The organism is Achromobacter deleyi (assembly GCF_013116765.2).
In the GTDB taxonomy this organism is placed as follows: Bacteria; Pseudomonadota; Gammaproteobacteria; order Burkholderiales; family Burkholderiaceae_B; genus Achromobacter; species Achromobacter deleyi_A.
The window spans coordinates 1,711,443-1,736,198 of the sequence record NZ_CP074375.1; the positions used below are offsets into that span (position 1 = coordinate 1,711,443).

The window sequence follows — 24,756 nt, forward strand, 5'->3', positions numbered from 1 at the left end:
CTGATTTAGAACTCGAACATCACGGCCATCGCGAAGACGGTGGATGCGGTTTTGAGCGATTCGGGTTTCTTCAGCGGCCAGCCGGCAGACAGGTCGTAGCTGGCATTGACGTAAGGCAGGGACAGACGGCCGCGTATGCCCGCGACCGCGCCGACCAGCGTGCGGCCGGACAGATACACGGCAGAAGGACCGCCCACGCGTCCCACGTCCACGCCGGTGTACAGCTGCTGCCCCGGCAGGCCGGTCAGGCCTTCCAGGTTCAGCGACAGGTCGTTGCGCAGCGTCCAGCCGTCTTCCGCGGCCAGGGTTATCTGGCCGTCGAAGCCGCGCACGGCGTAGCGGTTGCCGATGGTGAAGTAATCCGACGGCACGATGGCCGTCTTGGCGTGCTGGATCTGCCAATTGGCCTGATAGGCGAAGGACTGGTCCGCCACCTTGAAGGGCAGGTAGAGGCCGGCGTTGGCGGTGTAGATGGTGCTGCGGCCGTTCCAGTCCGGATCGCCGTAGACGTAGCCGGGCTGGTCGGAAAACTGCGGCAAGGTGCCGCGCACGCCGACGCCGGCATCCAGCACGGCCTGGCCCACGTAATGGCGATGCCCGTAGCCGACCTCGTAGCCGGTGACGTCGCGGCGCTGGACGTCGATGGGAATGTCGTTCAGCGTGCTTTCGGTGCGCTTGCGCAGCAGCGTGAACGACAGGTTGCCCTTGTAGGCGGTGCCGCGGTAGGGCACGACCGACACGCCCGCCTGGATCTGCTTGGTGGTGCCGCCGTAGATGATGGGATCTTCGAAGCCCGCGACGGTCTGGCGGTACGTGGACCGGCTGGCGCCGGTGAAGAAGGTCCAGTAGCCGAAAGGAATGCTGTAGTTGATGGACGCGGCGCGCGTGTTGGATTCCGCGTCGCGCCAGTGCGCGTTGCTGTTCCACGAAACCGATAGCTGGTCATACAGGAACAGCGGGGAGTCGAGCGTCAGGCCGGCGTTGATCTGGTACTTGCCGACGGTGTCCATGCCGCCGTTGTCTCCGCCCACGTAGCCGTGCCAGCGCTTGCCCGTACCGGGCTTGATGAGGATGTCGGAATCTCCCAGCTCGGGACCAGGCGCGATGTCGATGGCCGCGTCGGCCTGGCTGCCCAGCCGGCGAATGTTTTCGAGCGCCTGATCCAGGTCGCGCTGGTTCAGCTCGCCGCCCGGGCCGGTGGGCAAGGCGGTGCGCCACCAGCCGATGGCGCCCTCCCCCTTGACGGCCGAGATGCGCCCGGGCAGGTAACGCAGCGTCAGAGTGCCCGCCGCCAGGGACTGCTCGGGCACGACAACGCGCGCGGTGACCTGGCCGTTATCGATCAACAGGCCGATCAGGTGTTCCTGCAAGGCGCGCAAGCCCTGGCCTCCCACGCATTTTCCGATGACCGCCGCAGCGGCTTGAGCCAGCGCGTCGGGAGGCTGGGCGCCTTGCCAGGCCAGTTCGCGCAGAAGGAAGCAAGGGGTTTCGGCGGGGAGGACAAGGCCGCGCGCGCCTTCCGCCGGCGGGGCAGACAGCACATCGGGACGCTCTGCCGCGCGGGCGCGCTGCGCGTCGACTTCCTGTTCCTGGCGGCGCTGGATTTCCGTTGCGCGCAAGACAGCGTCCGGCACTGCTTGCGCCATCGCCGGCGCGCCGATCACGGCCGCCCAGAACACCACCCCCACCCGCAACTGCCGGAATCCGCTCATACGACTGGACGCCCACGGATACCCGCTGCTGCGTCGCCCCTTGTAGATTTGGCCGGCAATTTTGCTGCAAGAAACCTATTATTTCAATATATATCTGATGTATCTGTAGAAATATCAGACTACTTAACTGATTTTGGTGGCGATACGCGCCAGCTTAATGGGTTTTATTGATATTTCGCAGAGCAGAATTACTGAGACCGTAACAAAGCGAAATCGTCAGGAGAGCGCCTTGTTGCCCTGAGAAGGTGGAACGCCGGGGCGTGGTGCAAATCACCTGGAGCGGCAAGGAAACGCCGAGGGCGTAGCGCGAAGCGCGTCATACTACGGGCTTCCCAGCATTGGAATCCTCATGAGCGACGCCTCCCCCACCTTCCCTTCCCTGGCTCCCGATGTGCTGGCCGCGCAGGCGCTGGCCAAACAGCACGGAGTGGGCACGCCGAACGTGCTGACCACGCCCATTGCCGAAACCCGCGAGAAAAGCCGCGCCTTCCAGCAATGGCTGAGCCAGCCCGCGCCTCCCGTGGGCCGCGTGGTCGAACACCAGCTGGATCATCTTCCCGTGCCCGCCACGTTGCGCCTGTATTACCCGGAGGGCGCGTCGCAGGAGCCGTTGCCGCTATACCTGCATCTGCATGGGGGTGGTTTCGCACATGGCGACCTGGACACCCTGGACCGCTGGAAGCGCGAGATCGCGGCCGAAGCCGGCATTGTCACGGCGGGCCTGTCTTACGCCCTGTCGCCCGAAGCCCGCTATCCGGTGGCGCTGGAGCAAGTACTGGGCGCCCTGCGCTGGCTGCGCGACCAGGCGCCTTCGCTGGGCCTGGACGCATCGCGCCTGGCTGTCGGCGGCGAATCCGCCGGCGGCAACCTGACCCTGGCCGCGCTGCAACGGCTGCGCGATGAAGGCGACGCGTTCATCAAGACCGGCGTCATCATCTATGGGATGCTTTCGGCTCGCCGCGATACGCCGTCGCAAGAATCCTATGGCGATGGCCGCTTTGGCCTGTCGACCGAAAAGCTGGACTGGTTCTGGCAGCAGTACGTGACGGACGCCGCGCAGCTTACGGATCCGGGCGTTGCCCCCCTGCATGCCGAGGTCGCGGATTTGCCTCCGCTGATCCTGCAGGCGGCGGCGCTGGACCCCTTGCTCGACGATACGACGGACCTGGCCAACAGGCTGTTTGCCGCCGGCGCCGCGCCGACCTGCATCGTGTATTCCGGCGTGCCGCACAGCTTCATCGGCATGACCCGTATCCTGCCGCAGGCGCAAGAGGCCAGGACGGATCTGGTTCAAGCACTGAAGCGCAATCTGGCGTAGCAAGAAAAACGGCCCATCGGGGCCGTTTTTCCTTGACCGTTCGCCGCGATCAGCTGCGCGCGGGCTTGTTGCCGTGCGACACGCTGGGCGTATCGCGGAACAGCGACATGTGCGTATGCGTGGCGACCCAAGGTTCGCCCACGGCCTCGCGCGCGAACGACACGGTGGCGCGGCCGACGCGGTCGAACGGCTTGCCATCCGGGTGATAGCCGGTCGAATCCCAGACCGCCAGGCCCACTGCGAACAGCCGGTCGGGCGACACAAAGCTCTGTACATCGTCCAGGCGCCAGACGAAATCGTCGATGGTGAACCAGACGTTGCGCCATTGCGTCTTTTCCGCGTGCTCGCGGCCGCTCACGAAGTTGGTGTAAGTGCCGAAGGCGACGAAGTCGTCGGCGAACAGGTGGCGGGCAGCGGCGTAATCCACGGCTTGCACGTGGTCGGACAGTTCCTTGAACCAGGCGCGCACGGCGGCGGCGTCAGCGGCGTCAACAGGAGCTAGGGCTTGCACAGACATCGGGTTCTCTCCATCAGGGTCGTGAAATTAAGGTCGTGAAATCGGGATACTGAATTCAGAGTAGGAATCAAGGTGTAGCAGGAATACCTCCGGCGAACCAGCCAGCCACGGCGTGGTCTGGCGCGCGCGCCTTCAGCCGCGGCGATCAGGATCCGCGGATGGCGCTCCACGAGCCTCCACCAAAGCTGAACATGCCTTGCTCGACCAGCGCCGCTGCCTCCAGCTGGATCAGTTCGCCAACCACCGCGATCGCCGAGCTTTGCGCGCGTTCGATGCGTGTGGCCAGCACCAGCATGCGGTTGATCTGGGCGCCGGATATCTCCGACATGCGCGCGGTGTCTATGTCCGGTTCCTTGAACACGGAGACCGGCATGACCGTCGCCCAGGCGCCCTTGCGCACCAGCTCCCGAATCGCATCAACGGAATCGAGCACCGTTGCTGCGCCCAGCTTTACCGACAGCGGCGCAAGCGCGCGCTCGACGATGCCAAGGTGAAACTTGGTCACGAGTAACGCGGTGCGGGCCAGCATCGACAAGGGAACAATAGGCGGCACACCGTGGGCAACAGGCGAAATCAGCGCGAACGGCTCGGTCAGCAAGGGCTGCAGCGTCAGCGCGCGATGCGGCTCGGGGTTCGTCACCACCGCAATATCGACATGCCCACGCTCCAGGCCGTGCATCAGCTGGGGCGTGAACGCCTCGACGATCACCAGACGCACGCCCGTCAGACTATGGTGACAGCGTTGAAACACGCCGGGTAGCAACACCCGCGTCAACGTAGGCGTAACCCCAAGCACGACCGTTTTCTCGAACGCCTCGCCCTCGCTACCCAGTTGCCGTCGTACCCGCGTCGCCTCCGACAGCATGCGTTTGGCTGATTCGTAAAAGATCGCGCCCGCCTGAGTCAGGCGCACTCCCCGCGCGCTGCGCTGCAGCAACTGGACGCCCAGATCCGCCTCAAGGTCGCGCAACTGGCGGGTCAGCGCCGGTTGTGCGATCGCAACGGCGGAGGCGGCGGCCGTGAAACTGCCGGCGTCCGCAATCGCCACAAAGTACTTGAGTGTGCGCAGATTCATGCCGGACCTGCTCCGCAAGGAATATCAGTTTGATATGGGTAAGCGCGAAATCAGCATTGGACTGCTGCGACTGCGCGTCACTAGACTTTATCGCATACCCCCCTTGCAGCCCAGTATTCGCAACACGGACAAGCCATAATTCATGCATAAAGCTGATAGCAAAACAATATGGGCCCGTGGTAAGAGCCTGCACCGCCTCACGGCCGCCGCGCTGGTCCGCGTCGGGGTTCCGCAGGCCGATGCCGATACCATCGCCGGCCTGATGACCGATGCTGATCTGCAGGGCTCCGACGGGCATGGCGTCATCAGGTTGCCTCAGTACGTCCGGCGTATCGAGGCCGGAGGAATCAATGTCCGGCCCAATATCCGCGTGGCGCACGAGCAGGCTGCCATGGCCGTCGTGGACGGCGACAACGGGATGGGCCATCTGGTGGTCTCCCGGGCCGTGCAGATTGCCATCGAGAAAGCGCGCGCAGCCGGAGTCGCGTGGGTCGGCACGCGCTCAAGCAACCATGCCGGACCCGCCTCGCTGTATGCGCGCATGCCGCTCGCCGAGAATATGGTCGGCTTGTACTTTGCCGTAGGCAATGCCAATCACATGCCCCCGTGGGGAGGCGTCGACATGCTGCTGTCGACCAACCCTATCGCCGCCGGCATTCCCGCCGGTGACGAACCGCCTGTCGTTCTGGACATGGCGACCACCGTCGCGGCGTATGGGAAGGTCAAGGCCAAGGCCAAGCGCGGCGAACCCATGCCCGAAGGCTGGATGATCGACCGCCAGGGCCAACCGCTGACCGATCCGAATCGGGCTCATGAGGGGTTCCTCATGCCGATCGGCGGCCATAAAGGATACGGGCTGGCGTTAATTGTCGGCCTGCTGGCGGGCACCTTGAACGGCGCGGCGATGGGCCGCGATGTCATCGACTTCAACGTCGACGACTCAACCCCCACCAATACCGGCCAGGCCATACTCGTGATCGATCTGGCGGCCTTCGGAGGCGCGGCGCCATTCAAGGCTGCCGTCGACCGCTTGATCCGCGATATCCGGCAAAGCGAGCCGATGGCCGGCGTGGACCGCATCTGGTTGCCGGGAGAACAGAGCCACGGCCGGCGCCTAGCCTATGCCGAGCATGGCGTACCGCTGGCGGCCGCCCTGGTGGACGACCTGGATCGCCTGGCCGACCGGCTGGGCATCGGGCGCCTGGAGCGCGAGGCTGCTCCCTCCGCATCGGCCTGAAACACTGCGCGCAAAGGACGACCAAATGAATGCCCTCGCCAGATCGTTGCTCACCGCCCTGCTGCCGGCCTCCCTGCTCCTGTTCGGTTTGCCGAACCCGGCGTCCGCGCAGGCGCCGTATCCGGACCGGCAGATCCATATGATCATCCCGCTGGCGGTAGGCAGCGCCGTGGACAGTGCAGCCCGCGTGCTCGCAAAAAGCATGGCGGACGATCTGGGCCAGTCGATCTATCTGGAAAACGTGCCAGGGTCAGCCGGCCTGATCGGCGCGGAACGCGTAGCCAAGGCATCCGCCGATGGCTATACGCTGGGCGCGTTCAACGACAGCGTGCTGACGATGGTCCCGAACATCCATAAAACCAAATGGGATCCCTTGACTGACTTCGTTCCCGTCAGCCTGGTCGGCACCATCGAGTGGGGCCTGGTGGTGGCCGCGAATTCCCCCTACCGCACGGTGGACGACTTTATCAAGGCGGCGAAGGCGCGTCCCAAGGCCTTGAACTACGGCTCGGGCGGCAGCGGCAGTCCCCAGCACCTGGCCATGGTGATGTTTGCCAACCAGGCCGGCATCGAAGTCACGCACGTTCCCTACAAGGGCGCAACGCCGGCGGCGATCGCCGTCGCCAGCGGCGAAGTGGAAGCTGCCTTCCAGGGCCTGGGCACCGTGGTGCCGCTGATCGCCAGCGGCCGCCTGCGCCTGCTGGCCGTCTCCACCGAGAAAAGGCTCTCGCAGTATCCCGAGGTCCCGACCGTGGCGCAGGCCGCCTTGCCCGATTTCTTCTTCAATTCCTGGTTCGCGCTGGTCGCTCCCAAGGGAACCTCCGATCAGGTTGTCGAACGGCTCTATGCGTCGGTCTCGACCGCCTTGAAGGATCCCGATATCAGCAAGAAGCTCGAAGCGCAGGGAATGACCTTGCGCGGCACGACCCCGACCGAATTCAGCGCGGCATTGAAAGACCAATACAGCCGCTACCAGCGCATCATCCAGACCAACCAGATACGCGGCGAGTAGGAGACACTCATGAGCAAGCCCACCATCCTGCACCCGGCTTCCCTGCCCGCCCACGAACGCGGCGGCGGCGCCCGCACCATTCCCCTGGTGACGGCACGCCTGGGCGCCACACGCTTCATCAACGGCATCACCGAGTTCGGCCCGGCCGCGCAGATACCCTGGCACTGCCACAACTGCGAGGAAAGCGTCATGCTGCTCGAAGGGTCGGCGGTGTTCGATATCGGCGACGAACACTACGAACTCGTGCCCCACGACATCACCTTCATACCGCCCAACGTGCCGCATCGGTTCCGCAACCAATCGGACACGGATGGCATGAAGATCCTGTGGATCTACGGCCGGATCGACGCAACCCGCACGCTGATCGAGACCGGCGAACAGCGCCCGATTGCCGCCGAGCATGGCTGAGGCATCAGGCGGTCGTTGAGCAGCGGCCGCCTGATCCGGCGGCGGATTGGAACAACAGGGGGTTGCGATGGCCATTTATCCCGAATTGAAGAACCGAAGCGTCGCGATCACCGGCGCGGCCGGCGGCATCGGCTCGGCGGCGGCCCGCGCATTCCATCATCAGGGCGCGCACGTCTTTCTGCTGGATATCGACGCGGACGGCCTCCGGGCCATGGCGGCATCCCTGAACGCGGAAGGCCCCTCCGCGGCCCACGCGCTACCGGTGGATATCACCGATGAAACCGGCGTGAACGCTGCCTTCGCGAACATCGACGCCGCCGGCCTGGGCCTGGACGTTCTGATCAATTGCGCCGGCGGCTATCGGAAACTGCTTACCGTGGAAGAGCTCGACACCGAGGAATGGGACCGCACCGTCGCGCTGAACCTGCGCAGCGTATTTCTCTCCTGCCGCGCCAGCATTCCCTTGTTGAAACGTTCCCGCGCGGGCCGGATCATCAACATCACGTCCATCTCCGGACGAACCGTGCATGCCGCGTCCTCACCCGCCTATGGCGCCGCGAAGGCAGGCGTCACGCAGCTGACGCGGTTCCTGGCCTACGAACTGGGGCCCGCGAACATCACCGCCAACAGCATTGCGCCATTGACCACGCTGACGCCCAGAGTCGCGGCCTTGCGCAGCGAAGAGGATGTGGCGCGCATCGCCGCCCAGGTGCCGCTGCGCCGGCTGGCCGAAGTCGACGACCACGTCAGCGCCATGCTGTACCTCGCGTCGGACGGCGCATCCTTTGTCTCGGGCGTCGCCCTGGACGTCAACGGCGGCCGCGTCATGTTGTAGCGCAGTCCTCTTTCCAGCGCCATCGTCCGAGGCCGGCGGGATAGCGCAGCTCCATCACAACTGGCCAGGGAGGCATCATGCGTATCGATACGTACAAGCAATGCGCGCAAGCCTGGACCAGACGCCTGTCCGGCTCCTTCGCCGCCATGGCCATTCTTGCGGGTTTCACATCCGTCGCGCCCATCGCGCAGGCCCAAGCCTGGCCTGAGCGGGCGGTTTATCTTGTCACCCCCCTGGCCACCGGCAGCGCTTCGGACGTGGCGCTGCGCATAGTGGGTGAAAAGCTGGCCGCCGCGCTTGGCCAATCCGTCGTCATCGAGAATCAGACCGGCGCTTCGGGCGCCATCGGCGCCGACCGCGTGGCGCGCGCGGCCGCGGACGGCTATACGCTGTGCGGCTGCAACAATGCCATTCTCGGAGTGCTGCCTCAGGTCAGAAAAGTGCCCTACGATCCCGTCAGCAACTTTCGGCCCGTAGGCACGGTAGCCATCCTGCCCACGCTGCTGCTGGTCAACCCCGCCCTGCCCGTCGGCAACGTAAAGGAACTGATCGCCTACATCAAGTCACGACCGGGGCAAGTTTCCTACGCGAGCGGCGGCGTGGGCAGCCCCCAGCACATCGCCATGGCCATGTTCGAGAAGGCCGCCGGCGTCACGCTGACCCACGTGCCCTACAAGGGAGCAAGTCCCGCCGCGATCGGCCTGGCGGCCGGCGAGGTCGATCTCATGTTCAATGCCGTCGCGACCGTCCTGCCGCTGGTCCGCAGCGGCAAGCTGCGCGCCATCGGCGTCGCCGGCGCCACCCGAACGGCCATTCTTCCCGACCTGGCGACAGTGGCCGAACAGGGCCTGGCCGGCTATGACTATGCCTCCTGGATAGGCATTGTCGCGCCGCGAGCGACGCCGGACGCCGTCGTGGACAAGCTTTCCGGGGAGCTCGGAAAGATCCTGCAGAGCGCCGGCACGGTCGAGCGTTTCCGTGATCAGGGTATCGACCCGTTCATCCTGAGTCCGCGCGAGATGGAATCCTACATGGCGCAAGACTATGCGCGCATGACCCGCGTCATCCAAGACGCTGGCATGGCCGAACAATGAACACAAACAGACGGGAGTCCAGGAAATGACTAATCCGCGGGTTTGGCAGGGGCGGCAGTTTCACTATCAGCCCAAAGCCAGTCATGTGCACCCTTTCCTGACGGCGCTGTGGGACAGCGTGCGCGTAGAGACCGATGGCCGTGTCGATATCGAAGTCGTGCCGGACAACGGCGGACTGAAGAAATCGCATCTGGATATCGTCGACGCGGTCATCCATGGCGAGATTCAGTTCTACGCCCTGATGGGCAGCATTCTCGGCCCTCTTGCCCCCGTGATGGACGTGCAGAGCCTGCCCTTCGCCTTTCGCGACAACGACGAAGTCTACCGGACCATGAATGGCCCGCTGGGAGACTTGCTGCGCGCCGAACTGGAAGCCAAGGGCCTGTTCCTGGTGCCGGGAGGACTGCTCGAAAACGGGTTCCGGCATATCTCGACCACGGACATTCCCGTCCTGCACGCAGACGGGCTGGCGGGCCTGTCCATCCGCATTCCGGAAGGACGGATTTTCGCCGAGACATTCCGGGAACTGGGAGCCAGGCCCGTGCCCCTGTTCGTCCTTGAACTGCACGAGGCGCTGGGCAGCGGGCGGCTGCAAGCCCAGGAGAATCCCCTTGCCATTATCGACTCCCTCAAGCTGCACGAAGTCACGCGCCATGTAAGCCTGACCTCGCATATGTGGTCCGGGTTCAACATGATCGGAAACCTGGAGTTCTGGAACACCTTGGCGCATAGCGACCAGCAGATCATCCTGCGCAATGTCGCGCTTCATGTCGGACGCCAGCGCGAGCACACCATCGCACTGAACCGGGAGCTGGTTTCGACCCTGCGGCGTCGCGGCATGCAATTCCACACAGTGGACACGCAGGGCTTCCGGGCACGCCTGGCAGGCGCCTTCTACCGCCGCTGGAAAGATGAATTGGGCGGCAAGGTCTGGGCCTTGCTGGAAGCGGAAGTAGGCCCGCTCGGCAAGGGGTGAACGGGAACCAAGGATTTTCTCCAACAACACAACACAAGGGCGGGAGACATCATGAGAATAAGCTTGGCGCGATATCTCGCGGCGGCGGCGCCTATTCTGGGTAGCTGCCTGTTCCCGGCCGGCGCATCCGCCGCCTATCCGGATCGGCCGGTGCTCGTCGTCGTGCCGCTGCAGGCAGGCAGCGCGGCGGATGTGGCCACTCGTCTGGTGCTGGGCAAAGTCGCTGAAAACATGCGGCAGACATTCATCATCGAAAACCAGGCCGGCGTGTCCGGCCTGTTGGGCGCGGAACGGGTTGCCCGCGCCGCGCCCGACGGCTATACCCTGGGCGGCATCACCGACAGCGTGGTGAACTATGCCGTCAATCTGGCCCAGAAGCAGACGTTCGACCCGCTCAAGGACCTTACTCCGATCAGCAAGATAGCCACCATCTCCTGGGTGCTGGTCGTCAACGACAGCTTTCCCGCCAAGTCCGTGGCCGACCTGATAGCCATGGCAAAAACACAGCCCAGGAAGATCGACTTCGCCAGCGCCGGCGTGGGCAGCCCGCAGCACATCGCCATGGGGATGTTTGCCAACGCCAACGCAATTACGCTCAGTCATGTGCCCTACAAGGGCGCGACCCAGGCGACGGTCGATGTCGCGGCGGGCCAGGTGCCCATGATGTTCTCCGCGGTGTCGGTGGTGCAGCCATTTCTCCAGAACGGCAAGCTGCGCGCCCTGGCGCAACCCAATGCGCGGCGCGCAACGCTCTTGCCCGACGTGCCCACCTTCGCCCAGGCCGGCGCTCCGCCGTTCGAATTCTCGACCTGGCTGGGACTGTACGGTCCCAAAGGCTTGCCGGCGCCCGTAGTCGACCGCCTCAATACCGAGGTCCGCCAGGCCCTTGCCGATCCCGCCATCAAAAGCCGCTTGCTTGAACTGGGCCTTGAAGCGGACAACTCGTCGCCCGAGCAGTTGGGCTCGCTGACGCGAGACGGATTCGTGCGCGTGGGGAACGCCATCAAAGCTGCGGGGATCACGGCAGAATGAATACACACGCAACCCCCGCTCAAATGGCAACGAACGGCGCGCGACCCGACCCGATCGCAACCGTAGGCATCGTCGGCCTGGGCCTGATGGGCATGGCCTGTGCATCGCGCCTGCGGCAGGCGGGATTCGCGCTCCTCGGCCATGACCTCGATCCCGACAAGCGGGCCGCATTTTCCGAGGCTCGATACGGCGCCCTGGAAACCCTCCACGCCCTCCCCGCACGATGCGAGCTGGTGTTGCTGGCGGTCTTCGATACGGACCAGGTGGAAAGCGTGATCGAGGCCGCGCGCGGGCTATTGGCCGGCTCGCGCCTGGCAGGACGCTTTCCGCTCATCGTATGCACCAGCACTTGCGATCCCGATCGGATCGCAGCGCTTGCAAACCGCTGCGCCAAGGCGGGCATGCCCTTCATAGAAGCGCCCGTTTCCGGCACCAGTGCTTCCCTTGCGCAGGGGCAGGCGGTAGGACTGCTTGCGGGCGAAGAACACGACATACGCCGGGCCGCGCCGGTGCTGGACGTCATCTGCCCTGCGCGCCATTATCTGGGAGCCGCCGGCAACGGCGCCAAGGCGAAGCTCGCCGTCAATCTGGTGCTGGGCCTGAATCGCGGCGCGGTTGCCGAGGGGCTCGTTTTCGCCGAACGCCTGGGCCTGGCGCCAGAGCCGTTTCTGAATGTGCTGCTGGGATCGGCGGCGTATTCGCGGGTGATGGAGGTCAAGGGGCCGATGATGGCGCGCCGCTCATTCCGCCCGCCTCAAAGTCGCGTCGATCAAAGTCTCAAGGATTTTCGCCTGATCGCCGAACTGGCAGGCAGCCACGGCCAGCAGCTCCCTTTCGCAACGGTATACACGGCGCTACTTGAAGGATGCGTCGCCGCGGGGGAAGCCACCGCGGACAATGCCGTGATCATCGAGGCGGTGGCGCGCCGCAAAAACAGGATTGGCCCCGCATATTGACCATAGCGTCTGGAGAACAGTGATGGGATTGAAATTCATGGAGCACATCTTGATTCTGACCCATGACCCTGACGGCACCAGGGACTGGTTTTGTGAGAACCTGGGATTTCGTAGCGGATACCACCCTGAGTTCGGCTTTCCGGTGCATTGGCTGTACATCGGCGAGCAGGATGTGGTGCATATCGGAAAAGCCCGGCACTCGGCGCACCAGGACACCTATCTGCGCACGCCTGGCGACCAGGAAGGAATCGACTATGCGGCGGCCGGCGCGCCTGGCTCCGGCCGGATCGATCATGTCTGCTTCAATTGCGAAGGGATAGAGGACTTCATCGCACGCCTGCAATCCAATGGCGTCGAGTTCAGCCAACGCAAGGCCCACAATTCCAATCTGTTCCAGCTGTTCATGCGTGAACCCATCAACGGCATCAAGGTGGAACTGAACTTCGCCGCGGCGGAGGCGGCGCGGGCCGGGCTCATGCCGGAATGGACCGATACGGGGAAGACGCCAACCGGCGCTGGCGGCTGACCATACCCGCCCTCTTCCCCTTGCCGGCGATGGCGTGGGGGGGCCTGCGGCGACCTTGCCGGGGCCCTTCCCCTCAGATGCCGACGACGCGGCTCACGCCGCCCTGCGTCACGACCTGCACGCGCTGGCCCGCGGAAATCGGCACGTCCGCCTCTTGCGTGATGACGCGCGTATCGCCTCCATCCAGACGAATGGTGAGTTCCAGGCCCTGTCTACGGGAGCTGGCGTTTTCGATGGCATTGCCTGCCATTGCCCCGCCCACCGCGCCGCCAACAGTCGTGATCCGCCGGCCCGACCCACCGCCCACGGCGTTGCCCGCCACGGCACCCAGCGCGCCGCCGGCAATGACACCCAGACCCGACGTCTGGCTGGCCTGGATGGTCACCGGGCGCACCCCGATGACATATCCCAGCGTCACCGTCTGGGCGCGCTGCGCCTGATCGAAGGTGTAGACACGTGATGAGGCCGATTGGTTGGCGCAGCCCCCGATCACCACAGTCAGGCCAAGAACGGCCGCTACGGCAACCATGTTCAAGTGGCCCCGCTTCCCCGCATGTTGATGCTTGTGCATGATGCGTTCTCCGGTACGGCAGAATGGTGGATGAATCCGGGCTTATCGGAGCTTGGTGGGTTCAGCCGCTGGCTCCGCCGGGGCCTGGCGCTGCGAGCCGCTGCGGACGAAATTCCCATTCGCGTCGAAGGCCCCGACCGGTCGGCCATTGAAGAACACGGCCCGGCGCGGAGTCCACTGCGGTTGCTCCGGCCCGACCTGATCGTAGCCGGCAACCTCAAAGTCATACTCCCAGCCAGCTGCGGGCTTGCCGTTCTCGTCGGTGAAAACAGCCTTCTTTACGGAATCCGCATAGCCCTTGTCACGGTACGTGACGTAGCGCGTGGGCGGCATCGAATCGCGCAGCGTCGACATGTACTGATAAAGATCATCGTCGCTGGGCGGGGTGCCATACTTGGCCAGATCGTTTTGAGTCGCGACGGACGAGGCGCAACCCGCCAATATGCACGTGGATAAAACAAGGAATAGCCTTTTCATCGGAATTGCTCCTTGGTACGCGTTCATGCCTGTGGCGAAGCCGCAAGCGGGTGGCGACGTGCTGGGTTCATGTTCAAGACTTGCGATCACGCAAGGCGTCGCGCCTTTCCGGCCGGATCATGGGGTGCTGCGGCCCGCGGCGCCTCGGAACGCCGAACGCAACAGGCTCAGCAGGAAGCCGCCTGTGAACATTCCCAGGATGTACACGCCTATGACCAATACAGAGGCGGGCAATGTGACGGTGGAAGACCAGAGCGACAGGGTGACAGAATCGAAATTCTGGATCTTGAACGAAAGAACGATTGCAGTGAGCAACACAATTAATACGATGTAAAGGTATCGCATGTTCCACCTTTCGTAGCTGTTGGCTATATCGTCCCAAACCAGCAAGGGCTTATCGTGCGAAAAAACTATGCCACTCATTCGTCCGGAAAACAAGAAAAATAGGGTCACCTGTTCTCCTCGCACCCGCACAGTGTGCCGCTCGCACACCACGTCGCCTGTCGTGCTCTGCCCCCGCTTATGGTGCGCAAAGTCGTTGTCCGTTACGACAAACTGGGACAGAATGTACTCGCCATAAATCACCGTGGCGTATGGCCGGCCCATGAATGAATAGCCGCGACGTGCGATCTATCTCTTGTGGGCTGCATATAGGGGATATTTCATGGAAGCGATGAAAAATTGTTGCATGACAAGGCACCCTCAAGACCCAGGACGGCGAACCTTGTTGAAAGCTGGCGTTGGAGCAGGCACGGCCGCAATGATGGCAGCGGTATCGCTGGTACCGCGCGGGGCCGAAGCCGCGTCGCTGACGCAAGCACAGCGGGACGCAATGACCCCGGATCAGGTCATCGAAATGCTGAAACAGGGAAACCAACGCTTTCGCGCCGGCAAGCCTCAGCAACACGATTACCTCGCCCAGAAGCGCTCCAGCGCCTCGGGGCAATTCCCCGCCGCGGTAATCCTCAGCTGCATTGATTCCAGAGCGCCCGCCGAGATCATCCTGGATGCGGGCATCGGCGACACGTTCAACGGCCGGGTCGCGGGCAACATCTCAAATAGCGATTTACTGGGCAGCATGGAATTCGCCTGCGCGGCGGCCGGCGCCAAGGTCGTGCTGGTGATGGGGCATACCGCATGCGGCGCGGTGGCCGGGGCGATCGACAATGTAGAGCTGGGTAATCTTACCGGCTTGCTCAAGGTCATCAAGCCCGCTGTCGAGGCAACCAAGTACTCGGGCGACCGCAGCGGCAAGAACGCGGAATTCGTCGACGCCGTCGCCAAGACGAATGTCCAGCACACCATAGCCGCCATACGGAAGAACAGCCCGATCCTGGCTGGCCTGGAAAAGGAAGGAAAGATCAAGATCGTCGGATCCATGTACGACTTGAGCAACGGGATGGTCACCTTCTTGAGTTAGCCGCTCCCGTTGCATGTCCGCAGTAGAGACCCGGCAGGCTTCCGGCCTGCCGGTATGGGGTACATCCTGACTCTTGGGGGTTCCATGACTGCAAGCATACGGTTCCGTTCATGGCATTGCGCCATGGCGAGTCTCCTTTTCGCTATCGCCGCGCCGACGTGGGCGCAGTTCACCGGCCAAGGCGCCCAGGTGGCCACTCCAACCGTGGCGGAAATCCTTGCCAAGCCGGTTGATGGGCAGATGGTCCGTGTGCAGGGCCATCTGCTGAGCAAGATCAAATCGGAAACCTATACGTTTTCCGACGGCACAGGCGAAATCGTGATGGAGATCGACGACGACGATTTTCCCAAGCAGCCAGTCTCCGAGAAGACCAAAATCGAAGTCATTGGTGAAGTCGACACCGGGCTGCGCCGTCCGCCCGAAATCGAAGCGGAGTCGGTACGCGTACTTCCTTGACCGGGGAATGGGAATCGGCGCATGGCCCCCGCCATAGGTGGAACCATGCGCCGATGCAAAGCGTTTCGGCAATGTCGCGCAGAAGTCAGCTTGCCCTGACGAACCCCACGTTATCCCCGATCACCGTGGTCGGGCCTATGGGCAGGGGCTCGGGATTGACGATGTCGAGTTTCACGAACTCGATTTTTTCTTTCCACACCTTGCGCAGAAAGTCCTCGATCGCGTGGATGGTGAGCTGCTCGCCCGGGCAGCGCCGGTAGCCAAACCCGAATGGCGCGAATCCGGCGTGGTCACACACCGGCATGGCCTTGCCATCGGCGACACCAAACACCGTGCCGAACGCGCTGTTCTGCATCTCTGCCTTGCGCCCGTCCTTCACGGCGAAGGAGGTCTGATGGAACGGACAGCTGGCCAGGCCTATTTTTTCGATATGGGCCTGGTCGACATCCTTGCTGGTCGGCGCCGTCTCATATCGTGTGGGATCAAACGCTTCCGGGTTCTTCCACTGCACCGGATCCTTGCTGGTACTTGTGTGCGGGCTGACGATGTAGCCATGCCGCTCGAACCGCGGGGGACGAGTCTCCTCCAGCGCGGAGATGCTCCCGCCATTGGGCGAAATCGTGCGGAACAGCTCCATCACGAAGCGCTCCAAAGGCGGGAAGGCTCCTGCCTTGCTATCGTCGGCATTGCCTTCCATGGTCTTCTTGAACCATGCCTTCGTATCCGTGTCGCCCGTGTCGCGCGCCAACTTCAACATGACGTTGTAAAGCGTATTTCCCCATTGACTGAAAGCGACGAAATTATGAAAGCACTCGAACACCACGTCCTTGTGGCTGAAGTGCTCGCTCTCTTCTCCGTTCTTCATCCAGTACCAGGCAAAGGTCTTTTCGGGATTTGGGATCTTGCCCGATGAAATATCGGCCAGCTTCTGGTCAATCCACGATTTCAGGAAGTCCAGATGAGAGCGCACCGTCATGTAGTTCTCGTAGACGATACGCTGGGTCGGGTCCCGATAAGCCAACACCGTGTTGAAGGCTTCTCCGATCTTGCGTACGCGTTCGGGAATCTCTTCTTTCTTCACCCCCAGGTGCAGATCCCAGTACAGGTCCCAATATCCTTCCAGGTAAGGCCGCATCAAGGGCTTGCCGGCATTGGACGGGCTCAGCAACTTGTCGAAGAACGCCGTGATCTTGTCTCCATACTGGCTTCGATACAGGTCTGGCGTGACGGCCGACATGTAGATTCGCTTGCGCAGATTGTCTGGCCCGCGCTTTTCCAGGCCCTGAAGAAATACGGTTACGCCATCCTGGGGCTCGGGACGCCAGGTCTTGCTGAGCAGTCCCCACAGGTCATTCGGCAAGGCATTTTCTTTGGTCAGGCTGACATCTATCATCGGCAGTACGGGCCGCTCGCCCACGTATACGCTGACCAGGAAATGAGGAATGATGACGTTTTCGATATACGCGGGATCGAATTCCTTGAGAAACTGGGCACGCACGCGCGCCGCCGCGGATGCCAGATCGACTGGGGCCAGCGGCTGCCCGGGTACTGGTGGGGACTGGGACAGAACCGGCTGCGACGATAAGGCGGCGACCGCTGTCGCACCGGTGGTCAGGAATGTTCTTCTCTTCACGACGCTCTCCATAAAAGGATGCAGCAAACCAGAGACTAAAAACAAGCACGCACACTGACGCCGACCGGGTCGGAGAAAAAGGGAATCCATCCAGGCGGAATTACGTCGAAGGCCTGGACGCAGGCGGATCGTCCGCGGACCACGCCCATGCTACAGCCGCCCCTTCGACGGAACGAAGACTAGATCGAAAAATTTAGGACCCTCGGGTAAGAATTGCAAGGTAAAAGCGATAGGCCGTCTGCTACCCAAACCACGCGACCGCAAGGCCGGCCTCATCCGCACCCGTACAGGCGCCACAATGAAGCGCTGCCGCCCGTCGTTGCAATCCATCGTCGTGGTCAGTGCGGGATTTCCGGGATCCTGATGCGCGCGGTTGCAGCGACTGATCTCACCCTTAAGGTGAACTTAAGGTTTGACACCTATAAAGCCATGCGCACGACGCGTTGCCAGCGCTGCGCAGGGCCACACGCAGCCAAGAGGCCATGTTCCCTTACGCGGAACATTGCTCCTCCACGGTATCGGCTGCCGCATATTCTTGTCTTGGGCATTCCGCCATGAACCATTCTGTTGTCTCGCTCTCACGCAAGGTGAAGCTCTATCAACTTGTCGTGTTTGATCAGATCGTGACGAGCGGCTCATTGATCAAGGCCGCCGCGGCCTTGAGTCTTACCCAACCGTCGGTCACGAAAATCGTTCAGGACCTTGAATACCATTTCAACACTCCCCTGCTGGTCCGCGGCCCGCGTGGCATCACCGTAACTGAGGTCGGCGAGCTGGTATCGCGCCACCTGCGCTCCATCCTCGTGGATCTGCGCAAGTTGAACGACGATGTCGACGCCTATCATCGAGGCACGTCGGGCTATATCCAGGTCGGCACCTTGAATTCCGCGTCCGTCGCCATCATTCCGGGCGCCCTCGACCTGCTCAGGGAGCGCGCCCCAGGGGTGATCGTCTCCGTCCGCCAAGGCCAGATGGGCCACTTGCTGTCGGCACTTAAAGCAGGAGAACTGGACATCGTCATCGGCCGTATTCCCGACGACTGGGAATGGCATGCCGATGCCGGGGAGCTGAGTGCAGAGCCGCTCTATCGAGAAGAGTTCTGCGTCGTGGCGGGGGGCAATCACCCCCTGAGAGAGACCGGGCCAAATGCGTGGAAGAAAATGCACGAATTCCCCTGGGTGCTCCCGTCCCGGGACTCTTCATTTCGACAAGCAGCCGAGAGCCTGTTTACCCGCGTAGGGATGTCCAGGCCTTCAATCGTCGTGGAGTCCACCTCGCTGCTTACCAACATCAGCCTGCTGCAAAATAACCGCACCCTCGCCTTGATGGTCAAGGGCGTGGCCGACCCCTTCATTCGTGGCGGCATGCTGAAAATCATGGATATCGGCGAGGTGCTTGATTACGGCGATATTGGATGCTTTTTCGCCACCGGCCGCGCCCAAGGCCCAGCCATTCAGATCTTCCTCGATTGCCTCAACACGAGTGTGCGCCGGGCAGGCGCGCGCAATTCGATCGCATTTGAGACTGACGTGCCGCTGCAGGCCCACGAGCCCGCAGGAGACTAGCGCGGCCGGCTGCGGCGGGCTGGCGCACGAGGGTCAGCACCAGGAACCGGGATTTTAAGAATGTTCCTATAGCTTGCATCGGTGGTTCGGTTCAGCATTCAGGTCCATACGTTCCAGAATGCGCGCAATCGGACTTGACCCCGCCTGCGCCAAGTTTCTGGCGCGGATAAATCCCAGAACCCCAATTGGCCGATGTTTGGCGTCATGCGCGCACTTCATCGCGGTTGCCTGCATCCATTTCTCCGCGACAGCCCACCATGAATCAATCTGACGTATCGCTCTCGCGCAAAGTGAAGTTCTTTCAATTGGCCGTGTTTGATCAGATCGTGGCAACAGGCTCTTTGGTGAAGGCCGCGGCAGCCTTGAACCTTACACAACCCTCCGTCACGAAAATTGTTCAGGAACTGGAATACTATTTCAAGGCACCCTTGCTGATCCGAAGCCATCGCGGAATAGCGGTCACTGAACTTGGAGCACTGGTATCGCATCGCTCGCGTTCCATCCTCGCCGGAGTGCGCAAGCTGCACGACGATGTCGAGGCATCTCAGCGCGGTATGTTGGGGCGCGTGTCGGTCGGCACGTTGGAATCCGAGTCTGCCTCCATTCTCCCTGGTGTGCTGGACCTTCTCAGGGAACGTGCGCCCAAGCTGATCGTCTCCGTCCGCCAGGGGCAAATGAACCATTTGTCGACGCAGCTGAAGGCGGCGGAACTGGATATTGTCGTCGGGCGCATTCCGGACAACTGGAAGTGGCATCCCGACGCGACGGAACTCACTGCCGTGCCACTTTATCGCGAGGAATTCTGCATCGTGGCCGGCATGAATCATGTACTCCAAGCGGGCGGTCCGCCCACTTGGAGCCAATTGCACGAATTCCAGTGGCTGCTCCCGCCCCGCGATACCCCGCTACGGCAACACGCGGACAACTTGCTGTCCCGGGTGGGGATGCCTCGCCCCTCGAAAATAGTGGAATCCAATTCGCTGCTGGAGACTATGGGCATCCTCCAGAACAACAGCACCCTTGCCTTGACGGTCAAAGGCGCAATCAATCCGTATTTACAGGGGGGCAAACTAAGGATTATTGATGCCGGCGAAGCGCTGAATTACGGCGAAGTTGGCTACTTCCTTCCTGCCAATCGCGAACCAGCGCGTGCCCTGCACCTGCTTATTCAATGCCTCAACGAGAGCACGCGCCACATTGACGGGCCCGTCGGCGCTCAAAACGCCGATTCCATCGCGCCCTCCGAGCTTGCTGCCGACTGGCGCGCACCGCCACTCATTTCCCCATCGCAAGCGCGACAGATCGCGGTTCGGTAAGTATATATAGTAGTTAATGTAGAACTCAGGCTCAGACCACCCTGGACTGCTCCAGAACGGTCAATTCTCGCCGAAAACGCACTACATCAATACGCGCCCGCGCCTCATCGGCGGCATCCCTTCCCCTCGCAGCATCTCTTTCTCGCAATATTGCCGCCGACAAAAGGTCTTGCACCTTTTCACGATCGAGTGTCTCGAACGCCCATAGCACCGTGTGTTTCATGCCCGTCAGCGCTCTTTTTGCAGCGCTCACGGCGCCACGTTCGTCCCGTGCATAGGTAACTACGTTGACGATATCGTTTTGCCCGGCTACCGAGAATGCCACCATCCAATGAGGCAGTCCGCCGCACCGAACAAAAAGTGATTGCTTGGGAGGGGCCTTTCGATGATTCGCAGCTATATCGCTGCCGATGGTCCATGAAGGGACAGACATGGCATTCGCTACATTCTTCATATTTATTGCCGAGATTTGAACCAGTGTCTTGTTCGAAGCCCCTGGGGCGTAGAACCATATCAATGGCGCCCCAAATAGCTCTATCAGCAGACTGCACAGGGGCTCGCTACGCCAATGCGGGGGCTCAGCAAGACGCACCGGAAAACTGATGGGTGGCAATTATTTCATGAATACTTATCTCCAACTATTCTATCCAGCTATAGAGAAATTCAATTATTCAATTCATGAACCATGGCTGCCAAATAGGCTATTGAGGGTGGATCGGAAGGAGGTATTCAACAGGACAATAGCTCCATTCCCTGTATGAATTTTTCATGAATGCCGGTTACTACTAGGATGAAGAAGTAATACCGGGCTCGGGCCAATAAAAACAATGACCCCGAGATTAGTTGCCCCCTTCAAGGCATTAGCTCATGAGCAGCACCACGTCCCTCCCCCATCCAGCCAGCAACCTGCAAAGTCTCAATCTTTCAGACTTGATCTTCGATAGCGCGCCTGCCGGCATCATCATCATGACCGTTGAGGGGCAAATAATCGCGGTGAATCCGGCGGCAGAACTGTTGTTCGGCTATCAGTCGCGGGAACTGGCGGGAAATAGCATCTCGCTTCTTATCCCTGATCAAGGAGTCCTGCAGGAACTCGAATTTCGACTCACCAGGCAGGATCGGAATGCCGTCGGCATTCTGAAAGAAAGCCGGGAACTGACCGGCAGAAGCAAAGACAAGAACGAGTTCCCCATGCATCTGAGCATAGGCGAGTTCACCGCGCAGAACCGGCGACTGCTCCTGGGAATATTCCACGACACGAGTGAAGGCCATCGCGCAATCGAGCGCATGCGCTTTCTCTCAAACTACGACCCTTTGACCGGCTGCGCAAACAGGAATCACCTCCACGCACATATCGCCAGAAAACTGGAGAAACTGACCGACACCGGCCGGCAACTCGTGGCGATGCTCATATATATGGAGGGCATGAAGGAGGTCAATGTCGCGATCGGGCACAGCACAGGCGACAAAGTGCTATGCGAACTTGCAGACCGCCTGAAGAGCCATGCCCAGGGTGGCGATATGGTGGCCAGGATCAGCGGCGCCGAGTTTGTCTATCTGTCCGTTCGTCCACACAACAATCTCTACCCCAAAAAGCTTGCCCGGCAGTTGCTGAAGCACCTTAGCGCACCGGTATTCCTCAATGGAGCCGAGTTCCACGTCAAGACCAATATAGGCTTGAGCGTGCATGGCTGCTCCAGCCAAAACCGCACGCCGACACCCGATGAGATCATCAGCGATGCCACGGTCGCGATGTATCAATCGAGAAGTACTGACGGTACCACGCAAGTCTTCCACCCCACGATGCGCGAAACCCTGAGGCGCGAGCAATCGCTGCTGGAGAATTTGCGCAGGGCAGTACAGGACGGCTCGTTCGAACTTCACTATCAAGTGCAGGTTTCACTGACGAGCGATCGCATCACAGGCCTGGAGGCTTTGCTCCGATGGCATGACGGCGATAACGGAATGGTATCTCCCGAAGTATTCATCCCACTGGCGGAACGTTCGGGACTCATGCGCATGATCAATGATTGGGTGATGCGCCGGGCATGTGCCGATAACAAATCCATCATCGACGCCGGCTTGCTGGATGTTCCAGTAGCAGTGAATATCAGCGCCAGTTCCTTCATGCGTGACAATTTCGCGGAAATCGTCATCGACGTGATCAGGGAAGCCTCAATTCCGCCAAACAGGCTGGAGCTCGAAGTCACCGAGACGGTCGCTTTCGACGACCTCGAGAAGGCCAGGAATCATATGACGACCTTGCAGAACTCCGGCGTAATGGTTTCGGTCGATGACTTCGGAGTGGGATATTCCTCGCCTCGCACACTACTCGAATTATCGTTCAACAAGCTGAAGATCGATCGCGGTTTCATTGCCCGGGTCATCCATGACGACAAGCATCAAGCCATAGTCAAGGGTTATTTGCTGCTGGCAGCCAGCATGAACATTCCGGTTGTAGCCGAGGGCGTTGAAACCCTGGCGCAGCTCGAATATCTCCGCGCCCAAGGTTGCGATTATGGCCAGGGGTATTTTTTCTCCAAACCCCTCCCACTGAATGAGTTGATCCGCCTGATCCAGCTGCGCAAGATCACGGCGCCAACGCTTGACCCTGTTCCCGCTGCTTGAAAATGCGCACTGCAAATGACGAGCGTATGGAACATACGCTTAAAACCCCTTCAAACGGTCTTGGCAACAAGGCACCCTCGGCGGGTGAAGCCAGGAATCACGCCTCGGGATCATTGGTTAAGAAATTTATCGCCTATTCCGCATTGATTCTTATATCGCTCTTCATTGTGGTTTATTTCTGCGTAAGTGCGACCTGGAATTCCTACATCAACAAGGAACAGACGCGGCGCAGCCTGCGTATTATCGGCGCCGGCCTCAGCACTATCGAAATGCTCATGCGCGAAAGCGCATTGACTTTGGCTGCGTTGGAAAAGAAGGAACACGACTCACCCGGCCAACAGCTGGCCCGCACCGCCACCGACTCCGCGATTGCTCATTTCAAGGGCCTGTTGTCGTCATCCCGATGTACATCATGCCTGGACGACGAGAAGAAGATCAAAGAGATGGTATTCAGTCTTTCGGCTGTTCGAGACGAGGCGGACTTTTACCAGGGCACTCCCGGAAATCCTGAAATTGGGCGGCAGCTTATTTCGATCGACCGGGGAGTTGCGCGCCTCACCCCGGAAATGCGCATCATCGTGGCAAATCAGAGCAGCGCCGCATGGAGAACCGAAATTGACCTCGGCGGAGAGTTGGCCCTGCTTGCCTTCACGGGGGACCTGTATGAGAGTACAGAGCAGCTCGGATCGAGCGTGCTCCCAGCATTGGCTCAACGCCGGCGACTATCGGCCACGGAACATGCTCATAGCCAGCGCGCCCTGGCACGTATCGAGGAAGCGCTTGAATTGATCGAGATGGCGATGCTTCGCAGGACAGGTCCGCATCATCTCGCAGAGTCTTCGGTTACGTCCAGAATCTTTGCCGACAACCTGGAATACGTTGGCAGCCTGCTTGCGAAGCCGGATGAATCCGCAAAAACCGACATCGGCGCTGTTGAAATATACATGCGATACGCCACTTCGATTTCAGGCATCGCCAGATTCCAGGACGAGCTTCTGCGCGATTCTCTGGCGAAAGTCGACGAGCATGAAGCGCTCCTGGAAATCCAGTTCATCCTGGCGGCCTTGGCAGTCATCGCGCTTTCGCTATCCTTGATATGGGGGCTTCTTGGCTTCTGGAAGCGAATCATTCATCCATTCGGCGTCGCCAATAGAATCATTCGCAGCTTCATCCTGGAAGATGCGGCGATCCAGTTTCCCCCGCTGGGAAGATATCGTGGAGTAACCGGGGAGTTCTTCAGCACGCTGTCCTCGCTCAAGGAACATATTGATTTCAAGCGCGACCTCGAAATCAAGCGGAACGCACTGATAGAAGTCCTTCATAAATTAGCCGAAACCGATCACCTGACCGGTCTTCTGAACCGGCGGGCATTCGAAAGACAAGTCGCTGAGTGCATCGAAGAATGGAACGATTCCGGAAAGCTGCTCGCGTTCATCCTTTTTGACGTCGATCATTTCAAGGACGTGAACGATAGGTATGGACATATCGCCGGGGATACAGCACTGGCGACAATAGCCGAAATATGCCGCCAGAATTGCCGTAACACCGAAATCATGGCCAGAGTGGGCGGCGAAGAGTTCTGCGTGGTTTGTTTTGTAAGCAGCCCATTGGAAGCGGACGCAATCGCGCACAGGCTGCGACTTACCATTCAAAACAGCAAAATCGTGTATGAGTCCGGCTGCTGCTTCCATATCACCGCCAGCTTTGGGGTCGCTGTATCCCGGTTCCATGAAGAATGCAATACCAGCGTTCTTTTTGCAAAGGCAGACCGGTTGTTGTATTTGGCCAAGGCGTACGGGCGCAACCGGGTAATACTGAGCAACGGCGAAGAAACAGTATAGATCCAGGAAAGCCAAGCCTCGGTCAGCCCCGCTGCCCTGCGCCGCCCCCTCGGCACTTCCTCTTCCTGCTCCCGGCGTGCCCACTCAAAGCTGAAGCCAATGCTGCCCGGGCCGTCGGAAACATCGGTGTCCGCGCGTCCAATTTTAATGG

At 61.1% G+C, this 24,756-nt stretch carries 24 protein-coding genes; 16 read left to right on the plus strand and 8 right to left on the minus strand.

Annotated features, from left to right (window positions below):
• Nucleotides 1-5: 5 nt before the first annotated feature.
• On the minus strand, nucleotides 6-1,646 hold the full coding sequence (locus HLG70_RS07705) for a ShlB/FhaC/HecB family hemolysin secretion/activation protein (protein WP_434082303.1): 1,641 nt from the start codon (nucleotides 1,644-1,646) through the stop codon (nucleotides 6-8).
• A 415-nt stretch (nucleotides 1,647-2,061) separates the two neighbouring features.
• On the opposite strand from HLG70_RS07705, the gene HLG70_RS07710 reads away from it, so the two are divergent.
• Nucleotides 2,062-3,030: an alpha/beta hydrolase gene (locus HLG70_RS07710; RefSeq protein ID WP_171662341.1), complete on the plus strand. Its 969-nt coding sequence runs from the start codon at nucleotides 2,062-2,064 to the stop codon at nucleotides 3,028-3,030.
• 49 nt (nucleotides 3,031-3,079) lie between these two features.
• On the opposite strand, the gene HLG70_RS07715 is transcribed toward HLG70_RS07710, so the two are convergent.
• Nucleotides 3,080-3,547 carry a YybH family protein gene (locus HLG70_RS07715; RefSeq protein WP_171662340.1) on the minus strand — a complete coding sequence of 156 codons (468 nt, stop codon included), beginning with the start codon at nucleotides 3,545-3,547 and terminating at the stop codon, nucleotides 3,080-3,082.
• A 145-nt stretch (nucleotides 3,548-3,692) separates the two neighbouring features.
• Complete coding sequence (locus HLG70_RS07720) at nucleotides 3,693-4,622, minus strand: LysR family transcriptional regulator (protein WP_171662339.1); 930 nt, start codon at nucleotides 4,620-4,622, stop codon at nucleotides 3,693-3,695.
• A gap of 142 nt (nucleotides 4,623-4,764) precedes the next feature.
• Between HLG70_RS07720 and HLG70_RS07725 the strand changes: the two genes are divergently transcribed.
• The 9 genes from HLG70_RS07725 to HLG70_RS07765 all read left to right on the plus strand — a co-directional run bounded on the left by HLG70_RS07725 (nucleotide 4,765) and on the right by HLG70_RS07765 (nucleotide 12,698).
• Complete coding sequence (locus HLG70_RS07725; protein ID WP_171662338.1) at nucleotides 4,765-5,859, plus strand: Ldh family oxidoreductase; 1,095 nt, start codon at nucleotides 4,765-4,767, stop codon at nucleotides 5,857-5,859.
• A 25-nt stretch (nucleotides 5,860-5,884) separates the two neighbouring features.
• Nucleotides 5,885-6,871, plus strand: coding sequence for a Bug family tripartite tricarboxylate transporter substrate binding protein (locus tag HLG70_RS07730; protein WP_171662337.1), 987 nt, complete (start codon nucleotides 5,885-5,887; stop codon nucleotides 6,869-6,871).
• Nucleotides 6,872-6,880: 9 nt separating this feature from the next.
• Nucleotides 6,881-7,279, plus strand: a complete 399-nt coding sequence (locus tag HLG70_RS07735) for a cupin domain-containing protein (RefSeq protein WP_171662336.1) — start codon at nucleotides 6,881-6,883, stop codon at nucleotides 7,277-7,279.
• Nucleotides 7,280-7,346: 67 nt separating this feature from the next.
• Nucleotides 7,347-8,114, plus strand: a complete 768-nt coding sequence (locus tag HLG70_RS07740; RefSeq protein ID WP_171662335.1) for an SDR family NAD(P)-dependent oxidoreductase — start codon at nucleotides 7,347-7,349, stop codon at nucleotides 8,112-8,114.
• 77 nt (nucleotides 8,115-8,191) lie between these two features.
• Nucleotides 8,192-9,208, plus strand: a complete 1,017-nt coding sequence (locus HLG70_RS07745; RefSeq protein WP_171662334.1) for a Bug family tripartite tricarboxylate transporter substrate binding protein — start codon at nucleotides 8,192-8,194, stop codon at nucleotides 9,206-9,208.
• A gap of 25 nt (nucleotides 9,209-9,233) precedes the next feature.
• Nucleotides 9,234-10,184 carry a TRAP transporter substrate-binding protein gene (locus tag HLG70_RS07750; protein ID WP_171662333.1) on the plus strand — a complete coding sequence of 317 codons (951 nt, stop codon included), beginning with the start codon at nucleotides 9,234-9,236 and terminating at the stop codon, nucleotides 10,182-10,184.
• Nucleotides 10,185-10,247: 63 nt separating this feature from the next.
• Nucleotides 10,248-11,216: a Bug family tripartite tricarboxylate transporter substrate binding protein gene (locus HLG70_RS07755; protein ID WP_171662332.1), complete on the plus strand. Its 969-nt coding sequence runs from the start codon at nucleotides 10,248-10,250 to the stop codon at nucleotides 11,214-11,216.
• Nucleotides 11,213-12,172, plus strand: a complete 960-nt coding sequence (locus HLG70_RS07760; RefSeq protein ID WP_171662331.1) for an NAD(P)-dependent oxidoreductase — start codon at nucleotides 11,213-11,215, stop codon at nucleotides 12,170-12,172. The genes HLG70_RS07755 and HLG70_RS07760 overlap by 4 nt, the downstream gene beginning before the upstream one ends.
• Nucleotides 12,173-12,194: 22 nt before the next feature.
• Nucleotides 12,195-12,698, plus strand: coding sequence for a VOC family protein (locus HLG70_RS07765; RefSeq protein ID WP_171662330.1), 504 nt, complete (start codon nucleotides 12,195-12,197; stop codon nucleotides 12,696-12,698).
• A 73-nt stretch (nucleotides 12,699-12,771) separates the two neighbouring features.
• Here the strand turns inward: HLG70_RS07765 and HLG70_RS07770 are convergent, their stop codons facing one another.
• The 3 genes from HLG70_RS07770 to HLG70_RS07780 form a co-directional block, all read right to left on the minus strand.
• On the minus strand, nucleotides 12,772-13,269 hold the full coding sequence (locus tag HLG70_RS07770) for a glycine zipper 2TM domain-containing protein (protein WP_171662329.1): 498 nt from the start codon (nucleotides 13,267-13,269) through the stop codon (nucleotides 12,772-12,774).
• 42 nt (nucleotides 13,270-13,311) lie between these two features.
• A complete protein-coding gene (locus HLG70_RS07775) occupies nucleotides 13,312-13,746 on the minus strand; it encodes a hypothetical protein (RefSeq protein ID WP_171662328.1) in 435 nt (144 codons plus the stop codon).
• Nucleotides 13,747-13,863: 117 nt separating this feature from the next.
• On the minus strand, nucleotides 13,864-14,199 hold the full coding sequence (locus tag HLG70_RS07780) for a hypothetical protein (protein ID WP_250157081.1): 336 nt from the start codon (nucleotides 14,197-14,199) through the stop codon (nucleotides 13,864-13,866).
• A gap of 220 nt (nucleotides 14,200-14,419) precedes the next feature.
• Between HLG70_RS07780 and HLG70_RS07785 the strand changes: the two genes are divergently transcribed.
• Together HLG70_RS07785 and HLG70_RS07790 are read left to right on the plus strand one after the other, a co-directional pair.
• Nucleotides 14,420-15,166, plus strand: a complete 747-nt coding sequence (locus tag HLG70_RS07785) for a carbonic anhydrase family protein (protein ID WP_250157089.1) — start codon at nucleotides 14,420-14,422, stop codon at nucleotides 15,164-15,166.
• A 123-nt stretch (nucleotides 15,167-15,289) separates the two neighbouring features.
• A complete protein-coding gene (locus tag HLG70_RS07790; protein WP_171662326.1) occupies nucleotides 15,290-15,622 on the plus strand; it encodes a NirD/YgiW/YdeI family stress tolerance protein in 333 nt (110 codons plus the stop codon).
• A gap of 85 nt (nucleotides 15,623-15,707) precedes the next feature.
• Here HLG70_RS07790 and HLG70_RS07795 read toward each other — a convergent pair whose 3' ends face one another.
• Entirely contained in the window at nucleotides 15,708-17,255 is a 1,548-nt protein-coding gene (locus HLG70_RS07795) for a hypothetical protein (protein ID WP_171662325.1), read from the minus strand.
• A 554-nt stretch (nucleotides 17,256-17,809) separates the two neighbouring features.
• Here HLG70_RS07795 and HLG70_RS07800 point away from each other — a divergent pair.
• A complete protein-coding gene (locus tag HLG70_RS07800) occupies nucleotides 17,810-18,820 on the plus strand; it encodes a LysR substrate-binding domain-containing protein (protein ID WP_171662324.1) in 1,011 nt (336 codons plus the stop codon).
• 257 nt (nucleotides 18,821-19,077) lie between these two features.
• Complete coding sequence (locus HLG70_RS07805) at nucleotides 19,078-20,136, plus strand: LysR substrate-binding domain-containing protein (protein ID WP_171662323.1); 1,059 nt, start codon at nucleotides 19,078-19,080, stop codon at nucleotides 20,134-20,136.
• Between the two features lie 31 nt (nucleotides 20,137-20,167).
• Here the strand turns inward: HLG70_RS07805 and HLG70_RS07810 are convergent, their stop codons facing one another.
• Nucleotides 20,168-20,590, minus strand: a complete 423-nt coding sequence (locus HLG70_RS07810) for a hypothetical protein (RefSeq protein ID WP_171662322.1) — start codon at nucleotides 20,588-20,590, stop codon at nucleotides 20,168-20,170.
• A 413-nt stretch (nucleotides 20,591-21,003) separates the two neighbouring features.
• On the opposite strand from HLG70_RS07810, the gene HLG70_RS07815 reads away from it, so the two are divergent.
• Both HLG70_RS07815 and HLG70_RS07820 read left to right on the plus strand, forming a co-directional pair.
• Nucleotides 21,004-22,764 carry a putative bifunctional diguanylate cyclase/phosphodiesterase gene (locus HLG70_RS07815; RefSeq protein WP_171662321.1) on the plus strand — a complete coding sequence of 587 codons (1,761 nt, stop codon included), beginning with the start codon at nucleotides 21,004-21,006 and terminating at the stop codon, nucleotides 22,762-22,764.
• A gap of 26 nt (nucleotides 22,765-22,790) precedes the next feature.
• On the plus strand, nucleotides 22,791-24,605 hold the full coding sequence (locus HLG70_RS07820; protein ID WP_171662320.1) for a GGDEF domain-containing protein: 1,815 nt from the start codon (nucleotides 22,791-22,793) through the stop codon (nucleotides 24,603-24,605).
• The last annotated feature ends 151 nt before the right edge of the window (nucleotides 24,606-24,756 follow it).